Source organism: Blautia sp. DFI.6.71 (assembly GCF_020593585.1).
Lineage (GTDB): Bacteria > Bacillota > Clostridia > Lachnospirales > Lachnospiraceae > Blautia_A > Blautia_A wexlerae.
The window spans coordinates 88,574-108,182 of record NZ_JAJDMJ010000006.1 but is presented as its reverse complement, the minus strand read 5'-3'; the positions used below and the strand labels follow the sequence as shown (position 1 = coordinate 108,182).

At 36.1% G+C, this 19,609-nt stretch carries 26 protein-coding genes; 7 read left to right on the top strand and 19 right to left on the bottom strand.

Translation table 11 applies throughout. The annotated features are described in order from the left end of the window. Positions 1–64 precede the first annotated feature (64 nt). Positions 65–592 (top strand): hypothetical protein, encoded by a 528-nt coding sequence (locus LJE12_RS04985; RefSeq protein ID WP_172730354.1) that lies wholly within the window; start codon positions 65–67, stop codon positions 590–592. A gap of 341 nt (positions 593–933) precedes the next feature. Here the strand turns inward: LJE12_RS04985 and LJE12_RS04980 are convergent, their stop codons facing one another. The 14 genes from LJE12_RS04980 to LJE12_RS04915 form a co-directional block, all read right to left on the bottom strand. Then, positions 934–1,254, bottom strand: a complete 321-nt coding sequence (locus LJE12_RS04980) for a SymE family type I addiction module toxin (protein ID WP_025580718.1) — start codon at positions 1,252–1,254, stop codon at positions 934–936. A gap of 155 nt (positions 1,255–1,409) precedes the next feature. Next, positions 1,410–1,631, bottom strand: coding sequence for a helix-turn-helix domain-containing protein (locus tag LJE12_RS04975; RefSeq protein WP_025580720.1), 222 nt, complete (start codon positions 1,629–1,631; stop codon positions 1,410–1,412). Continuing rightward, positions 1,603–2,055, bottom strand: a complete 453-nt coding sequence (locus tag LJE12_RS04970) for a sigma factor-like helix-turn-helix DNA-binding protein (RefSeq protein ID WP_025580721.1) — start codon at positions 2,053–2,055, stop codon at positions 1,603–1,605. Before LJE12_RS04970 ends, LJE12_RS04975 begins: the two co-directional genes overlap by 29 nt. 171 nt (positions 2,056–2,226) lie before the next feature. Next, entirely contained in the window at positions 2,227–2,799 is a 573-nt protein-coding gene (locus LJE12_RS04965; protein ID WP_025580722.1) for an accessory gene regulator B family protein, read from the bottom strand. Positions 2,800–2,842: 43 nt separating this feature from the next. Then, complete coding sequence (locus tag LJE12_RS04960) at positions 2,843–3,880, bottom strand: hypothetical protein (RefSeq protein WP_156331210.1); 1,038 nt, start codon at positions 3,878–3,880, stop codon at positions 2,843–2,845. Positions 3,881–3,901: 21 nt separating this feature from the next. Continuing rightward, a complete protein-coding gene (locus LJE12_RS04955) occupies positions 3,902–4,282 on the bottom strand; it encodes a hypothetical protein (protein ID WP_156331211.1) in 381 nt (126 codons plus the stop codon). Positions 4,283–4,325: 43 nt separating this feature from the next. Then, positions 4,326–4,988 (bottom strand): ABC transporter ATP-binding protein, encoded by a 663-nt coding sequence (locus LJE12_RS04950; protein WP_025580726.1) that lies wholly within the window; start codon positions 4,986–4,988, stop codon positions 4,326–4,328. A 15-nt stretch (positions 4,989–5,003) separates the two neighbouring features. Then, positions 5,004–5,864, bottom strand: coding sequence for a hypothetical protein (locus LJE12_RS04945; RefSeq protein ID WP_173681700.1), 861 nt, complete (start codon positions 5,862–5,864; stop codon positions 5,004–5,006). Positions 5,865–5,874: 10 nt separating this feature from the next. After that, entirely contained in the window at positions 5,875–6,642 is a 768-nt protein-coding gene (locus LJE12_RS04940; RefSeq protein WP_025580729.1) for a hypothetical protein, read from the bottom strand. Then, positions 6,635–6,940 (bottom strand): hypothetical protein, encoded by a 306-nt coding sequence (locus LJE12_RS04935; RefSeq protein WP_025580731.1) that lies wholly within the window; start codon positions 6,938–6,940, stop codon positions 6,635–6,637. Before LJE12_RS04935 ends, LJE12_RS04940 begins: the two co-directional genes overlap by 8 nt. Before the next feature lie 22 nt (positions 6,941–6,962). Then, positions 6,963–8,069 (bottom strand): hypothetical protein, encoded by a 1,107-nt coding sequence (locus LJE12_RS04930; protein WP_025580732.1) that lies wholly within the window; start codon positions 8,067–8,069, stop codon positions 6,963–6,965. A 482-nt stretch (positions 8,070–8,551) separates the two neighbouring features. Next, on the bottom strand, positions 8,552–8,701 hold the full coding sequence (locus LJE12_RS04925; protein WP_156331212.1) for a cyclic lactone autoinducer peptide: 150 nt from the start codon (positions 8,699–8,701) through the stop codon (positions 8,552–8,554). 137 nt (positions 8,702–8,838) lie between these two features. Next, positions 8,839–10,116, bottom strand: a complete 1,278-nt coding sequence (locus tag LJE12_RS04920) for a sensor histidine kinase (protein WP_055152150.1) — start codon at positions 10,114–10,116, stop codon at positions 8,839–8,841. Continuing rightward, a complete protein-coding gene (locus LJE12_RS04915) occupies positions 10,097–10,864 on the bottom strand; it encodes a LytR/AlgR family response regulator transcription factor (protein WP_055152152.1) in 768 nt (255 codons plus the stop codon). Before LJE12_RS04915 ends, LJE12_RS04920 begins: the two co-directional genes overlap by 20 nt. 145 nt (positions 10,865–11,009) lie before the next feature. Between LJE12_RS04915 and LJE12_RS04910 the strand changes: the two genes are divergently transcribed. From LJE12_RS04910 to LJE12_RS04885, 6 genes are all read left to right on the top strand, one after another. Further along, a complete protein-coding gene (locus LJE12_RS04910) occupies positions 11,010–11,336 on the top strand; it encodes a helix-turn-helix transcriptional regulator (protein WP_055152154.1) in 327 nt (108 codons plus the stop codon). Positions 11,337–11,656: 320 nt separating this feature from the next. Further along, positions 11,657–12,034 carry a plasmid mobilization protein gene (locus LJE12_RS04905; protein WP_055152157.1) on the top strand — a complete coding sequence of 126 codons (378 nt, stop codon included), beginning with the start codon at positions 11,657–11,659 and terminating at the stop codon, positions 12,032–12,034. Next, on the top strand, positions 12,021–12,680 hold the full coding sequence (locus LJE12_RS20220) for a relaxase/mobilization nuclease domain-containing protein (RefSeq protein WP_227221772.1): 660 nt from the start codon (positions 12,021–12,023) through the stop codon (positions 12,678–12,680). Before LJE12_RS04905 ends, LJE12_RS20220 begins: the two co-directional genes overlap by 14 nt. An 8-nt stretch (positions 12,681–12,688) precedes the next feature. Next, complete coding sequence (locus LJE12_RS20215; RefSeq protein ID WP_227221773.1) at positions 12,689–13,348, top strand: hypothetical protein; 660 nt, start codon at positions 12,689–12,691, stop codon at positions 13,346–13,348. Between the two features lie 135 nt (positions 13,349–13,483). Then, entirely contained in the window at positions 13,484–14,281 is a 798-nt protein-coding gene (locus tag LJE12_RS04890; protein ID WP_161280830.1) for an Rpn family recombination-promoting nuclease/putative transposase, read from the top strand. A 103-nt stretch (positions 14,282–14,384) separates the two neighbouring features. Then, positions 14,385–14,603 (top strand): DUF6219 family protein, encoded by a 219-nt coding sequence (locus LJE12_RS04885; RefSeq protein ID WP_118338731.1) that lies wholly within the window; start codon positions 14,385–14,387, stop codon positions 14,601–14,603. 396 nt (positions 14,604–14,999) lie between these two features. Here the strand turns inward: LJE12_RS04885 and LJE12_RS04880 are convergent, their stop codons facing one another. The 5 genes from LJE12_RS04880 to LJE12_RS04860 form a co-directional block, all read right to left on the bottom strand. Then, complete coding sequence (locus LJE12_RS04880) at positions 15,000–15,872, bottom strand: ATP-binding cassette domain-containing protein (protein ID WP_118006048.1); 873 nt, start codon at positions 15,870–15,872, stop codon at positions 15,000–15,002. 3 nt (positions 15,873–15,875) lie between these two features. Continuing rightward, complete coding sequence (locus tag LJE12_RS04875) at positions 15,876–16,532, bottom strand: transporter (protein ID WP_227226628.1); 657 nt, start codon at positions 16,530–16,532, stop codon at positions 15,876–15,878. After that, positions 16,529–17,599 carry an ABC transporter permease subunit gene (locus LJE12_RS04870; RefSeq protein ID WP_227226629.1) on the bottom strand — a complete coding sequence of 357 codons (1,071 nt, stop codon included), beginning with the start codon at positions 17,597–17,599 and terminating at the stop codon, positions 16,529–16,531. Before LJE12_RS04870 ends, LJE12_RS04875 begins: the two co-directional genes overlap by 4 nt. A 116-nt stretch (positions 17,600–17,715) precedes the next feature. After that, on the bottom strand, positions 17,716–18,894 hold the full coding sequence (locus LJE12_RS04865; protein WP_055157625.1) for a sensor histidine kinase: 1,179 nt from the start codon (positions 18,892–18,894) through the stop codon (positions 17,716–17,718). Further along, positions 18,882–19,556 carry a response regulator transcription factor gene (locus tag LJE12_RS04860; protein ID WP_014080778.1) on the bottom strand — a complete coding sequence of 225 codons (675 nt, stop codon included), beginning with the start codon at positions 19,554–19,556 and terminating at the stop codon, positions 18,882–18,884. Before LJE12_RS04860 ends, LJE12_RS04865 begins: the two co-directional genes overlap by 13 nt. Positions 19,557–19,609 lie beyond the last annotated feature (53 nt).

Sequence of the window (19,609 nt, the reverse complement as noted above, 5' to 3'; positions counted from 1 at the left end):
ATTAAATTGGCCAGGTTGTATCCGGTTATAGTTTAGAAACTAACCGGATGCAGTAGTAGGCTTTATGGCAATTAGTGAAGGTTACTTTGCGTCATACATGCAGGAATTTTGGGACAAGCTTAACAAAGAACTTGAAGCCGGACGTGAGGGTCGCTGCGTCATCGTTAAGAATGCAGATGGTACGGACAAGCTCTGCCCTTACACCCGCAAGTGCAAGGGATGCCAAAATAAGGGACTGCTTGAACGTCGTAACACCCACCGTGTAGAAATCATTTCGTTAGATTATGAATATGAGGGAGACGGTTTTGATATCGAAGACACCAGCACTCCTTCTGTAGAAGACCAGGTTCTTGAAAAGATTGACCCAGAACCCACTGAGGACGAACTCAAACTTCAGATGTTGGCTCACTTCGATAAGACCAACCCTCGCTACGGACAGATTATCCGTCTCAGCTTAAGCGGAATGTCAATTGACGATATCTGCATTACCATCGGCCTTAAGTCAAGTCGTGGCAGACAGGAAATCAATAACGCACATGATGCCGTTTGTGATTACCTCAAGCTTCGTCATCACAAGAAAAACCGTAAGTAGTACCAAGAGAGCGGTAACACTATATCTGTGCTACCGCTCTCGTTTTTAATGTCTATGAACAGGTCTTCTGCCATTTAACTGAAATTGATCGTGCGATTTGATATCCTTTATTGCTTTTTTTAAGGTACCACACCATGAGTGGTTGTGATATGGATGAGAAGCTTTATGCTTATGAAAGACTATACACAATTCCCTATCAGGAAGTTCAACATTATGTATATACCAGACATGATGCGTATTGTTCGAAACAAGAGTAATATCATATTCATTCGCAACTATAACTGTAAAATACTTTCTATCAATTGATTCTATATCTTCTTTCTTGAACAATAAGTGCCTCCTTAATCTGTTACATCAACAGTTGCATATCCGGCACCCTGCTCCGCTACAAACTGAGCATGAAGTTTCGCCTTTTCTACCTCGAACTTTTTCTTTAATGATTCTATTTCTCTTTCCATAAAATCCGCTTCGGCTTCTGCAATAGCAGCTCTCTCCGCATCCGGTGTAATAACAAGCTTACCATTCTCACAAGTGATAGAAACATAATCTCCGATATCAAAACCTAACTTCTTAAGCCACTGCCCCTTCAACATGATTGTCGGCGTTGCCTTATAGTTATGCCCGCTCTGGCTGATAACCTTAATACTTCTTTTCTTTGCCATAATCGAAATCTCCTTTTCATAATTTGTCATTGATTGCTTGTAACTCTGTCTCTAATTCATTCAGCCCAATGGCACCACCTCCCTCCAGCGAAAAAAATAAGCTGCAAATGCTTTCGCATCAGCAGCTTATCGCTTAAGTTCGGTATATTATGAAGTTATTTCTTTTCCGCTTTTTCCTTATCCATGATGTCGTAATACTCGTCCATATCAAGGGAAAGCTTTATATGAGAGTCTGCTTTTCGGTTGCTCAAGAGGCAGATTGTCTCCACATGTTTCAGAATTTTATTTATCGCCTGAATGTCACCCTCCAATGCTCTTTCGATTACCCAAAACGGTATCAATTTTTTATTATTTACACTTTTTTCTTCCGTTTTCATCTGCATTTTCCTCCAGCATAATCTTTAGTATTTCAAGCGATCGTGTACGATGCTCATGTACCGTACTTCTGACAAGGTTCAGTTTTCTTGCTATATCCGCATCATTCATTTCCACAAAGTATGACAAAAGAATAATGTCCCTTTTTCTCTCTGTCAGTGCAGTTAATGCTTCTGCCAATAGAGCATTTTTTACCTCCACATCATAACCGCCTGCCCGAAAATAGCTTTTTTCCAATTCATATTCATCAAATATAGAAAGGCTCTCCATCTCTTGTTCGGATAATTCTGAAAACAAAGTTTCATGTTTTCTAAGATAGGCTAAATGTCTTTCATAATCCACTATTTCGCCCTTTAATGCCAATTTACATTTTCGATCAAACTGGTGCATTACCGTTTTTTCATCATAGGAAGAAGATTGCTCCATAGAGTTCACCTCCTCCCCGACCATGAGATATGAGCAAAGGTCTTTTTCCCTTTCACTCTTATCCCGTTTGAACAATGCGTTTTGTTCGAATCTGAAAGAAAATTTCTTAAAAATGACATAAAAAAACGTCCTCATAGGTCAAACCTACTGGACGTTTTTAATTTATATTTTTCACAAAACGAATACTCGCTTCCTGTACTTCCATTTTCCTGCCAATGCAGATATTCCTACTATCAAAACTGTGTATATAATTGAATCTCTTAAAACCATAATTCGCAGAGCTATACTTATTACAAGCAAGAAGCTGTACCCCAAAATTAATTGCCTCGATCTTTTTGCATAGAACCTACTATCGACTTTTGACAATGGATGTATCGGATTATCTACAGGAGAAAACAGAACAATTACACAAATGAAGCATAAATAAATAACAAACATACAATCCAACGAAATCACGTTGATTTTTCTTACTAGCATTGCAATATTCACGATTCCTACAGAAATCATACAGCATTTTATTTCTGTATCAGCATGATAACCGCCCGCATACGGGCGCAAAAAATATATTTCCAAAAAGACCAAGATACTAAAACAAAATTCGTGCCACAAAACACCTGATATTGCAATTGCAAAAAAATTTAATAGTATCCAAAAAAGCTGATTTAAACCATATTGAATAATTTCCTTTTCGTTCTGATTTTCACATATTTGGTTTGATATTTTCCTGCTCCACTCACCTATCATTCAATTTTCTCCTACAGAATCTCTCTCTTTAATCATATTAACCCTACATTAAATATATCTCTTTACCTGTTTCAGCATTAACCAGCATGACGTATTTTTGAGAATTATTATCATTTATCTCCAAATACCAGATTGGTTCTGCCGTATATTGCTGATCTTCATTTATGTATGCACGCTCATAAAATTTTGCCCGAGTCACTGTATAAGTAGATTCATCTAATAAGTTTTCATACTTTGTTTCTACCGTTGCTGCGATTTCGTCAAAACCTTTTAACGGTACATTTTCCCCATCTTCCTGGAAATCATAAAGACCATACACACGCAGGCTTTCTATCCCCCGTGTAGAACAAACAGCAACCACTGGACTGGACTCTGGCGTATCATATGCAAGCGCCTGTGCCATAACCGATAATTCAGGATACACAGGAATCCCACTTACTGTCTGCCTTGCATATACGATACATACATCATCCTCGTTTGTCCACTCAGGCTTTCGTTTACTCTCTTCCAGCAATCCTTCAGCAACATATTGGTTTTCAATTTCCCGAAGTATATCCGCGCTCAAAGAAGAAGTCTGAAAAACTAAATTTTCTACTGCATATCCGGCATTTTCAAGAGTTTCTTTTACTTTTTGTACAGCATCCTGATCGTTTACAATAGATTCTGTCGCAGAAGTAAACTTCTCCATATTCTCCGTATTAGTCACCCCTATTTGAGCATAATAAGCCGATTTTTCCGTTGATACTCCAAACTCCATTCCAATCCCTACATTTGTACCATCCGCTAAAACATAATAGTTTTCTTCCGGATATAGATCACTAGCAGGAGTATTATAATGCTCGAGAATTTCTTTTCCTTCTACAAAATTTGCATATGTCTTTTCACTATCCACAAAATGCACACTTTCCAAAATAAATTTGGGAATCTCTTTTCCGTTCCAATTCTCCGGAACTTCTAACTCACACTGAAACCTAACTTTACCGGATTCGGATTCCTTTTCATACGTCTGCGCATACGCATTTTGAGTCAGCATAATAAGCGATAACGCACATATACCTGAAATCATTATGTCTTTTCTCATTTTTCTGCTCTCACTTACAAATCACGGTGTATAACGTCCTTCTACATGTAAACTGCCTACACTTGCTGTACAATGCATAAAATATTCGTACCTGGGCAGCGCGTAGCTCGTATAGGAAGCACTTGCACTTGGAGTATTTTTTGAAATCGTTGCAGTATTAGATGTTGTTGTCGCATGCAGTCTACTGGATTTACAATATAATTTTCCTGAACTACTGAACTTAGTACCTGTCACATAAAACTTCTGCTCATCATCAGCTTTCACCGATCTTTTAGAAATAATATCACCCGGTATAGTAATGTTAAATGTAACTGTATCTGCAAATACCGGAACAGTGCTTCCTGTCAAACATAAACATGCTGCTACTCCACATAACCATTTTTTTCTGTTCATCTTCATCATAATCTTCTCCTTTTCTCTGCATTTTTGCTGCCATCTTTAACTTTTAATTTGTTTCATCTTTTACTTTACTGATCACACCTCCCTCCATCTCATATACCTCGTCGCAAAGAACCTCTATATCCTCCCGGTTATGGCTAGCCAGGATAATCAGTTTATTTTCTTCTTTCATTTTTAACAGAAGCTCCCTGATTTCTCTTACCCCGTTTTTGTCCAGACCATTCATAGGTTCATCCAAAATCAAAATTCCCGGATCTTCCATGATGGCCTGTGCAAGAGCAAGTCTCTGACGCATACCCAGTGAATATTTTCCAACCGGACGCTTCAATGCAGGATCCAAACCAACCTTTCTCAGAACAGAGCAGAGATAATCTTTATTCTTTTTGTTTCGCAAAGTATAAAGAAATTCCAGATTATGATAGCCACTCCAGGTCCGCAAAAAACCCGGATCCTCAATAATGATCCCCGCATCGGTCAGCATATCCTTATCTTTCCCCATCACTTTACCATTGACAGTTATCGTTCCCTCATCACAGGAAAGAAAACCGCAAATAGACTTAAACAAAACAGTCTTTCCAGAACCGTTGTGCCCTACAAGACCATAAATTTTGCCACTTTCACATAAAAGTGAAACATCCTTTAAAACTTTGTTATCTTTGAAGCTTTTACTTACATGAGATACTTCAATTACGTAATCCTGCCTGTCCATATATTTCACTCCTCGCTATATATCCTCATTTTCCCAGTTAAATTCTATTTTTTTTACCTTTATTAAAATAATGACCGTCATACACAAAATCCCTGCTATTAAAAATCCAAACATATAAGGTATAGATGGCAGCCAATAGTAACCATAATCCGGGGTTGCAATCCTTGCCAGTTCAGCCCATATCGTCGGGATAAAAAAGGCCAGTTTATGACGTATCATGGGATGTATATTCAGCACGGGAAATAGAGCGATTGCCAGGGCAAGACCACCTGCAACTGCAGCAATCTTATTCAAAAACAAACTTAGCAGGAACATCAGAACCCCAATAAATGTACAGATACAGGCACAAAGAAGAATCTCCAGCCCTATAAGCTGTAATGGCGAAAATTCAGAGAAAATCTCGTAATAAATAAACACAGAACTATCAAACTGCGTAAGAGCCCTTGTCGTTGCTGCCGTTCTCAGCAGCTTTCCCCATTCATTGCTCCATTCAATGTCCGTTAAAAGAGGAAGTATTGTGCAGATGACTGCCACAACAGTAAGAACAATGGAACGGATAAAAATCCCTCCTATTTGCCCTAATGCCCAACACTTTCTTCCTACACGGATTGCATGATACATATTCACATGCTGCATAAAAGGCACATCCGAGTTCGCATAAATTACTCCAAACCAAAACATAATCAGATAAGAAAAACTACACATCGCAAATGGAAATACGCACCAAGAGGACGGGTAGTCCACTGCAACTGAAAACTGTCGGATAGCCCCTACATATGACCGGCTGACTACAATCATCAATATTACAAAAACTGCCATTTTGCTATTGGCGATTTTCATCATGGAATTTTTCCAGGTATACTGTAATAACTTCATACTCCCACCTCTATAATCTGCTTTTTATTTTTTTGTATATTCCCCAGGTAAGCAGTGCCGAAAAACACAAGCTACAGCCAAAGACTGTAAGAAAGTACTGTATATCCGTCGAAAACCGATTCAAGGTCGGATATATCAGCATTACGCTGAACCAGCCCTTTCCACGATATTCCAATAATATTTGCTGTATTAAAATAGGTGTGATCAATATCAGCATTTTATTAGAAACAAACATAGACAGAAATGAAGCCGCCAATGACAAGGTCCCTGCAAACATCCCCATTTGCAATGCGGACAAAAAAACATAAGGCCAGTAGTGTTTTCCGACAATCAGGGAACCGTACATTCCTTCCATAAAAAAAGCATCCTGTAATCCCTCGGAAGTCCAGGGTATCTTTAACCGTATAGACGCAACAAACAGAAGGCTTCCCAAAACCATAGTGATCACAGACGCTCCATAGACAACCACTGCCTTGGATACCACATATTTCCATGTATTTCCTCTGTTGATGCTGTATCTGGCATATTTATACTCCAAATCCTCGCAAAACACCGTTGCATAAGAGAATGCGCAAAAAGCATAGGCAATCATAATCCCGGACATACTAACAGCGAAACCATATGTATCTAGCGCATTTCCATTTACCATTCCCTCAGTAAACGCATAATCTTCAAGGGAAAACCACATGGATACTGCAACACCCACAATGGCCAAATATATTGGGTAATTTTTTATCAGACGACGGATATCCGTTTTTAAATAATGTGCTCTATTCATCCGTTTCTCTCCTTTTGTAAACAGCTCTTTTTCCACAGAAAAAAATAAATACACAAATACCTGCAGCAAAGCCACTTACATTTATCAGGAATAACATCCTTTTTTTTCTTTGTTTCTCTTTCTTTTTAATCAGCTCTTTGCTTGTTTCGAGAATTGTATCCAATTTGTCATAAGGTATCTTCATGTCTCTGATTTTTTTATATATTTCTCTTTCCCACTCATTCGGGGCATTTTCTATACATTTATTAAGCCTTCTTCGTTCTTCTACAATCGAATAAGGAATTGTGGATCTATTCATAAAACATCCCTTTCGCTAATTTTTATTGCAAGAATATTTCCTTTCCTGTTTCCGCATTAATTAATGTTACAGATTTACTTATATTATTTTCGACTACTTCAAAATACCAGATAGGATCTGCCTTATATTTTTGTCCCTCATCCAGATATACCCTCTCATAGAATTTTGCTCTCGTCACTTCATACTCCGCATCGTTTAAAATATTCTCAAATTTTTCCTCAACCACAGCAGCAATATCCTCGAAAGGCTTCAGTAAAACTTGTTGTTCTCCCTTTTCAAATTCATAAACGCCGCCAATATCCAGAATTTCAATTCCCCGGGTAGAATATATCGCCTGGACAGGAGCATTATCCGGAGTATCGTATGCCATGCTTCTGGCAATACTCATCATTTCATGAAAAATAGGAATGTCTTCATATTTTTGATACCCATAAATAAAATACGCATCATCTTCCTGACTCCAGCTTTCCTTTCTTTTTTCTTCTGTTAAACGACCTTCCTGTAAATATTGTTCTTCCAAATTTTTCATTGTCTGAGAATTTAAGGGGTAACAAGCAAATATAAAGTCTTCTGAATGGTATCCCAATTCATCTATTATTTTTTGTAATTCTGTAATACATTCTTCGCCGCTTTTAAAGGAAACATCTGACTCTTCAAACACAACCTGATTATTTGAATTTCGCGCACCGATGGATGAATAATATTTGGAATTGCTGCTTCCGTAAGTAATGCCTTCATTTATATCAAGACATTCATCATTTGCAAATAGATAATAGTCTTCTGGTGCCCTCCCTTCATTTACCGGAATTTCCGATTTTTCAATTATTTCTTTTCCTTCACCGAATATAGTCCATGCTTTTTCCCTGTCACAGCTATATAGTCCCTTTACATCAACTGTGCTTATAGCTTGTCCTTTTATATTTTCCGGCACTTCCAACTCACAATTAAATTTTACCTTCCCCGAATCAGAGGTTTTTTCATACTTTTCCGGGAAACTATATTCTGCTTCTTCCATTGAGACTATTTCTTCCCCTGCTTTTTCTTTGACATCTACAGAACTCTTGTTACATCCAGCCAAAACCGAACATATACATAATGTCAGGCAAAACCATCTTATTTTTTTCAGCATATTTTTCTCCTTAAATTCAGCTAAGGGATACCGTATGTGTATCCCCTAACTGAACTTGTTATTTTAAATGTTATTCGTAAATATTACGGAGTATATCGTCCCTTCACTCGAAGATATGATACACTGGCAGATGTTGTCATGTAATACGTCTGCCCTGATGGTGCATTACTGTAATATAGTGCGCTACTCGACAAATAACTCGGAGAAATTGACGCTATCCTTGACTGTATTGCACTATTCGTACGATTAATAGACCTGCAATCCAATCTTCCCGTCTTATTAAACAAAGTTCCTGTTACATAAAACCTCTGTTCCGAATCAAATTTAGCAGCTCTCGGAGAAAGGATATCTCCTGGTACCGTGACGTCAAAATCAACTGTTTCAGCAAATACCGGAACTGTACTGCCTACCAAACATAAAGAAGCAACTAAACCACACAATGTTCTTTTAATCTTTTTGTTCAACATAATTTGAATCTCCTTTCATTTTGAATTCTTTAATTTTTTTACGGCCGTTGGGAGTTTAGGCTGGTATCCTAAGAAAGGACAGGTTGTATTGGCATCTCTTACAGCTATCCTCTTTGCTATGTACCCCAATACCTTGTTCCCATTTGTAGAAGTTCTCTTATCCATTGGCTTGCACCTCCCTTTGAAGTGATTGAATTGTAGCATATAATTATTGATTATTTATTCAATTGTCAAAATTCGCCCACGATTTTGTCAAAATTAGACTTTTCTTTCAAGTAAAAAAGAGACCCCTAACGAGTCTCTTAGTTTTTAATCCGCGACATATATAAAAGGACCTGAACACAGAATCTATTAGATGTATAATCTATTTTTATTTCTCCTCCATTGGCAATGACCACTTTTTTTACATTTTCTAATCCAATACCATGTATTGCAAGTTCTGGCTGAGTTGTCTGCAGTCCATTTCTCTTTTCAAGGATTTTTCCTGAATAGCTGTTTTCTATAAAGATTAATAACACCTCTTGTTTTATTTGCATTTTTATAGTTAGTAACTTTTCCTTCGATTTACTGGCCTCTCTTACTGCATTATCTACCAGATTCCCCAAAATCACGCAAATATTAAAATTATTAAAATATAGATCTTTCGGAATATTTATTTGAACATCTACTTGATTCAGCGTCTTGTTTGCTTTCTGCAGCATATAATTTAATACTCCGTCTATTTCCTGATTACCTGTAGTTGAATATTCTTTTGGATTTAGCATAAAATCCTTCATGCCGCTTAAATATTTTATCATGTCGTCATTATTATTTTTTTTAGCCATTGCAGACAACTCAATGATATGATGTTTTATATCATGCCTCAATGCTTTCGCCCGTTCTTCCGATTCTCTGGCTATATCTAATTGATAAGAATAAACTTCTAACATCTGTTTAAACACCTGCTCATTCATACGGGCAGAATAAAATTTAAGGAGTGAATGATACAGATAAAAAATGAGAATATTAATAAAAAGAAGTGCCAGTGCTGCAAAAATAACAATTTCTTTTATTTCATGCGCAACAATAATCAGATAATATATATATACAATACTGACAACAGGAACCATTAAAAGTGCAGCCATATTTAATGCCGGTAATGTAATTTCTTTTTCGGGTTCTGTTGTCCTCTGGATAATAATTGCAATAAATAATAAAGCAAAGCTGGTAATACATTCACATACCTGATTCACCGGCTGTCCCATCGTATATTTTGTTAAAGATAAAATGACAATGCTGTCAACCAATGCATTAATCACATATATAACAAATACAGCCAAACATTTCTTTGTTTTCTTTATGCGGTATGGAAAAAAAATCAAAAAAAGACTTGTAATGTTTGACAAAATATTCATAGCCGGAGAGGAAAATAGCAAGCTTATCGCACTTGTCCATGCCCAGCCTATAATATATAAAATAGAGACATGCTTCCATCTACTCTCTTCTTTTTGCACAAAAATACCAACAAAATACTTCAATGCGTAAAAACGTAATGCATTTGCCAGTAACGCTATAATATCATTAAATATTTTTAAACTCATCTGCAGCACTCTCCAAAATCTTTCTTCGTACATCTGCACGATTAATTTTACTTATATTTAGTACATCTCCATTCAGCATTTTTACCCACTCGTATGTAAATTCCTTTACATAATTTTTATTTACTAAATACGATTTATGTATTCTTAAAAAAACATTTTCTGGAATTCGTTTTTCAATCTCATTCAATTTTCCATAAAATGTTCTGATCTCTTTTTTCATTACAATATTAATTTTTCTTCCAGTACTTTGAAAATACAAAATATCTTTATACGAAATGCGATATGTACTATTTTGAGTTTGGAACTCAAATCCCACACTATTTTTTCCCGATATACGATAAATATTATCCAAAACATGATATATCTTCGCCGCTTCTATGGGCTTTACCAAAAAATCAAACGGGCGATTTTGAAAAAGCTGTAATGCATAATTTTCCTTTGAAGATATATATATCAAAAATATATTCTCTTCTTCAAGAACCTCTCTTATATATTTGCCTACCATAACTCCATCTTTCCCTGGCAATTCTATATCCAGAAAAAGAATGTTTATTTTCTCTCTTTTCAAATAATCCAACAAAGTATCTCCAGAATAAAAAACTTCTGTCACAAGTGAAACGCTCTTCTCTTTCGCATATTTCAGTATAATCTCTTCTAGCTCGGAACATGTGCTTTTTTCATCATCGCAAATTATAGTCTTCATGATTTTTCCCTCCGGGAAGTATAATACTCTCTCGGTATTACTCATGCAAGTCATCTCCTTTTAAATCTTCACTCAAAACCGTTTTTAGATATTTATAGTATATTTTTCATCAAAATAATTGTCAAATAGATATTTAAAATCGAATAAAATTATTTTAAAACACTTACAATATGTATAGGAGGTGTCATGAATGAATGAGGAAACTGATTTTTCAGCATTTATCAAAAATAGAATTACTGAATTACGTTGTCAAAAAGGAATCTCCGAATACACTTTGAGCTTAGCAATCGGTCGTTCGCAAGGATATATACAATCAATTAGTTCTGGCAGAATATTACCCTCTATGAATACTTTTTTAGATATTTGTAAGTACTTCGATATTACTCCTACTGAATTTTTTGATCCATCTTTTCAGAACCCTACTTTGTTACATTCTATTATTTCAGATATTAGTAAATTTTCTGAAGAAGATTTATTATTACTTTCATCCGTTTTAAAGCGAATAACAAGGAATTAAATTCTATTATCCAATAGGTGAACAAGAATTAACTTTATTTTAATCTTGCTCACCTATTTTTTCTGGTTTATATATATTTATAAGCAGCAATTTTTCAACACTATAGAGCAAGTGGTCAATAACCCTTTCCGGGCTATTGACCACTTGCAACTTGATGGGGATTTCGTTTCCCCATACCCTCGACCACAATCACAGATATGTGTATTGGTTTCCATTTACATGGTCACAGTGCGATAATTTTTCATTCCTTACTTTCCCAGCAGGCTGCGAAATTTGGATTTTCTTATGAAGCCACTACCACGTAAGAAAGGAAGTTATCAATGACAAGACCTAAGAAAGAGGAAACTCTTGCAAAAACTAAAGATGTGCATTTACGCATGAATGAAACTGAATATGATCTTCTTGCAGAAAGAGCCAAGGCTAACAGCATGACGGTTTCTGATTTTGTCCGAAGTGCCCTGGACAACCAGAAAGTCATCATCAAATACGAAATTACCGCAGATGTTCCCGAAATAAAAAAACTTATTAGCGAGTTTGGTAAAATTGGCAGCAACCTAAATCAGATTGTCCGATATTTTAATCAGGGTGGAATCCTCTCTTCTGAAATGAGAAATGAAATCCGAAAGTCTCTCCGGGATATTTATGAAATGAAATATGAAGTGATGAAAATGGCAGGTGATTTTCGTGGCAGTAATTAAACATATCGCAAACAAAAACTCTGACTATGGAGAATCGGAACGGTATCTTATCTTCCAGCACAACGAGTATACGCAAAAACCGATTCTTGATGAAGAAGGGCATATGATACTGAGAGAAGAATATTATCTGGACGGTCTGAACTGTGATCCATTCTCTTTTGCATCTGAATGTCAGGAACTGAACAGCTACTATCACAAGAACAAAAACTTCAATGAAATAAAATCCCATCACTATATCATCAGCTTCGACCCAAAAGACAGGGATGAATGTGGATTGACCGGTGAACGTGCCCAGCAACTCGGATTGACTTTTGCAAAGAAAAACTTTCCCGGTCATCAGGCTTTAGTCTGTACTCATACCGATGGTCATAACGAAAGTGGAAACATCCATGTACACATCGTAATCAACAGTCTCCGTAAATATGACATACCCCAGGAACCCTATATGGAATTTGACTGTGAAGCAAAAGCCGGATACAAACACCACCTAAGCACAGCATACCTTACCCATTTAAAACAGGAAGTTATGGATATGTGTAAAAAAAAGGACTACATCAGGTTGATCTGCTCACTCCTGCTGAAAGAAAAATCACAGAAAAAGAATATTGGGCACAACGCCGTGGACAGGAAAAGCTCGATGAACTGAATCAGAAAATGAAAGAAGATGGAATCACACCAAAGGAAACACGTTACCAGACAGAAAAACAATTTCTTCGTGACGCTATTGATGATGCTGCAAGCACCGCCCAATCACCAGAGGAATTTTCAAAAATCCTTGATGAAAAATATCACATCATCTTCAAGATCAGTCGAAACCGATACAGCTATCTTCACCCTGGCAGAAAAAAATATATCACTGAAAGGAATCTTGGAACCAGATACACAGAAGATTTTCTCTTGAAAGCATTTGAGGAAAACACGAAATCCCATAGAGAACAGAAAGAAGAAATTCTGGAACAGCAGTCTCCGAATACTTCCACAGATTTACCAACTGTTCCTTTCTCTGATACTTCTGCTATCTCTACACCATTCATTTTCATAAAATCAGATCTCCGGCTTGTCATAGATCTGCAAACCTGTATTAAAGCACAGCAAAGTGGAGCCTATGCTCAAAAAGTAAAGCTCACCAATTTGAAGCAGATGGCTCAGACTGTTGCCTACATACAGGAACATGGCTATGATTCTCTTGATGATTTCCATGTAGAACTCAATCAGGCATCAGACCAGACCAGTGCTCCCAGAAAATCTTTAAAAGATACTGAACAGCAACTTAAAGATGTGAATGAACAGATTGAAAAAGTAAAAGATTTATAGACTGTTATTTTTTATCGGCATTTGTCATTTCAAAATTCAGGTATTGAGGATTACTATTTGCCATGTTAAAATAATGATACAGGAATCCATGTTTACTATGTCCCATTCTAAAGGAAAGCAGGTGGTGTTTTTACAATGGATAATACAGAAGAAACATTAGATTTTGAGCAAAAACATAAAGAAGATCTACAACGCCTCAGGGGGTTCCGTCTTTTAGATGATGATTTTATGAGTAAAGTTTTTGAAGATAAGGCATGTGCGGAATTTCTACTTCAAATTATTTTGCAAAGACATGACCTTAAAGTACAATCTGTGCAGGGACAATACGATATAAAAAATTTACAGGGACGTTCTATTCGCTTGGATATATTAGCTGTTGATTCCAATAACCGCATTTATAATATAGAAATTCAAAGAAGTGATCGTGGTGCTGATGCAAAACGTGCAAGATACAATAGCAGTCTTATAGATGCCAATATAACTGAAGCTGGCGATAAATATGATGCTCTCACTGAAACCTATGTGATTTTTATTACCGAAAATGATGTATTAAAAGCCGGGCTTCCAATTTATCATGTTGACCGCATCATCCAGGAAACCGGTGAACCATTCGGTGATGAAGCTCATATTATTTATATAAATTCCCAAATCAAAGATGAAACAGAACTCGGAAAACTAATGCACGATTTTTCCTGTACCAATCCGAAAGACATGTATTATAAAATCCTTGCTGACAGAGTACGTTATTTTAAAGAAGATGAGGAAGGAGTTTTGACTATGTGCAGAGAAATGGAAAATATGCGAAAAGCTGAACGCATTGAAATTGCTAAACGTATGCTGGCCTCCGGTAAACTCACTTACGAAGATATTGCCGCTTTTACAGACCTGACCTTAGAAGAAATCGAAGCGCTGGCTGTACAAAAAACCGCATAACAAAAAGAGGAACCATCTCGCTATATACAGATGTGTTCCTCATTTCTTTATAAATAAAAGAAAAAAACTGAATCATAATAAAAAAACGCAGGAGAAATCTAAGATGAAAGCACATAAATATTGGTCACTTGGTGCATTGGCAGCAATGTTTGGAATCTTTTATACTGGCTATAAAAATATGAAATCCGCTCATAAGTATTTTGCTTGTAGCTCTCTGTTCTGCATGATCATAGCTATCTATTCTGGGCATGAAATGATTTCTGGTAAGTCTAAAAAAAGAAAGACTCTGTTTCCGATGGAGAATAGCAAGCCGAACCTGTGAAAAGGAGACTTCGACGGTCTTACAAATGCTATGAAAAGAAGTATTCTATGCTGTTTTTTCTTCTTTATTCTATTTTTCTTCCTCCAACTCCCGGAGGACTTCTTCGCCGTACTTATCAATCATCCGTACCAGAAAATCAATGCACCGCTCAAATTCAATATTCTGTTGCATAAGCTCCTCCCGTCATTGTTTTAATCTGAGCTTATTTTACAGAACCTACCGGAAAACCACATTGAATAGAAATTGATTTTAAATTGACACAATCAATTTAAAAATATCCGCATTTTCTTGATCAGGAGTTATATCCACAGATTGGATTTTCCATTGGAAAAACTCTATCCGGTCTTTTAACAAAACAAACATAATTTACGGCGGGCAACTTGCCCGCCGTTATATTCAACTATTCGTCAAATAAATATATGCATCTTCCAAAGTGATATCATTATCCGGGACACACTTCTCATTTGGCTTTCCTTTGCTTAATACTTTCATATGAATTCCATTTTCTACATACTGCTTAGATGATATAGAATAATTGGCTTCTAACAAACGGGCTTCTTCTGCATTTTGTACCGTACAATTCCAAACACAGCCCTTTGCATTTTCCAGCAACCCACTCACGCTTCCAGAATATAAAAAACTTCCTTTTTTCATAATGGCAAGCTGTGTACAGGTTGCTGCTAAATCTTCTACTACATGAGTGGAAAACAGTACAGTTCTATCCTTTGAAAAATCAACCAAAAGATTGCGGATCCTGATTCTTTCTTCCGGATCTAACCCAGTTGTTGGTTCATCAATAATCAAAAAATCCGGATTATTAAGGAGTGCCTGTATGAGTCCGACACGTCTCTTCATACCACCAGATAATTGCCGCATTTTTTTATTCTGATGCTCTGTAAGAGAAGTCTTTTCCAAATAATAGGTAATTCTTTGTTTGAGGTCATTTGTGGATACTCCTGATAGTCCACCCATATATACAAGGCATTCTTTCACCGTAAGATTCGGATATAAGTCGATTTCCTGTGGAAGATAACCAATCTTTTTCTGTATTTTTTCATAATTTCCCTCGTTATACAGAATTCCATCAAGCGAAACCAATCCTTCCGTTTGTTTTAAAACGGTTGTAAGAACCCTCATCAGCGTGGTTTTTCCCGCACCATTCTCTCCCAAAAGTCCGTAAATTCCCTTAGGTATTTCAAGAGATGCCTTATTTACTGCAACCACACCATTTTTAAATCTAACTGTTAAATCATTTATTCTAATACTCATAATCTATCCTCTTTTCTTTAAAGCCATTGGTAATACTGCAAATAAAAACAGCCCCGCTATAAAAGACACAAGCGTTCCATAAATCCAACTCTCGGACATTAATTGAGTAGGTTCACAAAAGCTGAAAGAAAACAATCCCAGATTTCCGAAAAATGAACTTCCCGCTTTTGATATAAGTCCAATGACAATTCCAAATAAACCTCCAATACCTGCCCACATATTTCGAAGCAATGTACACAAAATCACAGAGCATATACTCCAAAGCCAGATAGTTCCAAACATTGCAATGAAATATAAAAGAAATATCTGAATACCCGAAATGCCTTCGTTTACACTGCCCGGTTTTTGCCAGAAAAATAAAACATATCCAACACAGGAAAGTATTAATAAATATAATATTTGAACGCCCACTCTCTGCGATATTACTTTTAACTGCTTTTTTTGATCATACAAATGAAATACATCGGCACGCTTACTTTTTACTTCCATCAAATATGTGTCACTACAAAAAATAATTGTTAAAAACGCTATTGGCGACTGAATCGCTGAACCGATTTCTTCATAGTATATAATCGGATGAATAGCACACAATATCAGTATAAATGCACATGAATAAAAAATCTTATATAACGACAGGCAGTTTTTGAGTTCCGTTTTCAATAAACCCTCCTCCTTTTCCAGATTGTAACAGAAATACATACTAATATAACAGATGAGATCACAAGCATAATCTGATTTATATTTGACATTTTGGCTACATGTGTTTCAAAAAATCTGCCAGGGAATCGCACCATAATAGAGAACAGTCTCATATAATAAATATCATTCTTCATGGTCAGCATATTTGAATATATAATGTGTAAAAACAAGATTGGTGCTGCCGGAAGCGGATTTTTAAATATTACTGCTGTAATTGTATAGACACAACATATCATCAAAAGATTCGGAACAATATAGATCAGAGAATTCACGCAAAAATCAATTGGTGTTACTGGAAAGCCCGATTCTAAAGACGTTTTCAAACACAGCATAAAGAATATAACATTCAAAATCACTAATATTCCCAGCATACTAATGAATCCGCTTATTACTTTCCCACATATATATTGGATTGCCGTAACAGGCTTTGTATGTAATAATTCATAGGTACTTTTTCGTGTATCCTGAATAAATAAAAATGATAGCAAGACTGTTGCAAAAAAGGCCATATGCAATCCTGCAAAATCCGTAAATTTTTTTGCAAAGTACCAGGAAAAAGAATGTTCGGATAATTTCTGTTCGATATAATGATTGATTTCTTCTGCTGTCCCCTTATGAATTTCAAGGTCCTCATAAGCATATATTGCATTATAATAGCCATATTGGGATTCCAAAAACTCAGCAGCAGTCTTTACATCCATATTCTGAATTTCTTTCATTACATAATCTGCTTCCTGCCTGCTAAATCCAAAACCATTTTTGGAGGTGTCCATTAACGTCTCTTTGATCGTATCTTCCCACTCCCTTCTTCTTTCTTTATCATCAGATGTGGGAATGTACCCATCCATGACATCAGCATCTTCCAATGCTACGTCATTTTGTGTGATCTGTTCATTCTGTTTGATATAATGAATTTGCAAATACGATGACAGACATTGATACATACTGGCAACTATAATAATCAAGCCAATCCACAAAACAGGGTTCTTTAAATAATCAAGTATACTTCTTTTTATGATTGTTTTCATTGTATCTCTTCCTTTCTTTATTTCTTTAACAACATCATACAAATCAATTCTCAATAAATTCACAACAAAAAAGACTAAAACCACTTTATTTGTGATTTCAGCCTTATAAAGTATTTTTATTCAGCTTTGAAAAGAGCTTCTACATGAGCACCGCCTTGTCTGGCATTATATATTTTCAAATTTCCTCCATGCTTTTCACAGAAAATACGAGAAATATACATACCAAGACCAAAATGCTTTAAATCATCTTGTGGATTCTTATGATAAAATGGTTCTGTTACTTTTTCCTCAGTATCCACAAATCCTATTCCATCATCTTCAACAGAAATTATAAGAAAACCATCCTTTTTCTTTATCTGCAAAGCAATACTTTTTTGTGCATATCGAACCGCATTTTCCAGTAAGTTGTCTGTCACTTCCATGACAAGTTCTTCATCCACTTTCACAATGTTTTGTTCCTGCACTCTTTCTACCTTACATAATTTACTTTCCTTCTTGGACAGCATGGCAGCTTCTGCCTCAATCTTTTTTGTCAGTTCCGATAATTCTATCTCTGAGCATTGCAGTTCCCTCTGTTCTAAATGAGACATTTTTCTCATGTTTTCCGTGAAATGCTCTATACGGTCAATCTGATACATGCCTGTTTGTAAGATATCAATAACATCCTCTGTTTTTATACTCTCAGCAGAAACAAACTCTAAGAGCATTTCCTGATACCCACGCAATATGGAAAGTGGAGAACGTATATCATGTGCAATTGCATTCCGCAAAGCCTTCTCGTCATCAATCATTCGCCACATCTTTCTGTTGTTATCTGCTAAATCACTTCGCATCATTTCAAATTCTTTACACAAAGTTCCCATCTCATCTTTATTTTCATAGGACACATGAAAATCCAGTTCATTATCTGCAATCATTTGTGAGGCATCTTTTAGTTCCTGTAGAGGTGTCTTTAACTTATTTTTATAAAAAAAGAATACCGCAGCAACACTCCCAACAATCGAAAAAATCAGTACCGAATATGTTTCCATAAAGTCACACATTTCCGAAAGATGATAGTCCAAACGATTCATCTGCGATTGATTAGGTCTTGATATCTCAATCTCGTATTTCTTTCCATATTGCTGAAACACATCCGTATAATCTGCATAATCAATATATTTTTCCCATATTTTATTCTGCATATTTCTTGCAAAATGAACTGTAAATCCAGATAACAGAAATGCTGCCGTTAAGCTGATCACAAAATAAAGCAGAATTGTTTTTTTCAGTGACAAGTTTCTTATTTTTTCCATCGGTATCCAATCCCCCATACAGTTTCTATGTATTCTTTTTCTGAATAATCCGCTATTTTTTTCCTTATACGCCGTACTAATTCCGTTATCGTTCTACTGTCCCCTTCCGCATCATATCCACAGACTTGTGCATATATACGTTCTTTATCAAACACCTGCCCTGGATGCATGGATAAGAATTCAATAATCTGATATTCAATTTTTGTGAACTCCATCCTGTGTCCAGCTATAGCTACTATTTTTTCAGAATAATCAATCAGCATTTCATCCATGAAACGGTATTCCGTTTTTTGTTGATGCCTTTCTTCTCTCTTTATGTTTGTGACAATCCTTGCTTCCAACTCCCGAAGACTAAATGGTTTCGTAATATAATCATCCCCACCTGAAAGCAACCCATTAATTTTATCATCTTCGTCAACTCTTGCTGTCAGAAATAAAATTGGACATAACACTTTACTGCGTATCAGACGACATACTTCAATCCCATCCATGCGTGGCATATTGATATCCAACAAAATAATATCCGGTTTCATTTTTATTTTATTTAATGCTTCCATTCCATCTGTAGCCGTAATGGTTTCATATTGTTTCATATTAAAATAACTACAAAGCATTTTCACCAATTCTTTATCATCATCAACAACTAAAATCTTGTATTTCATCCAAACCACCTCCAGTATCCATATTATACGATAAAAAACAATGAAATCACAAC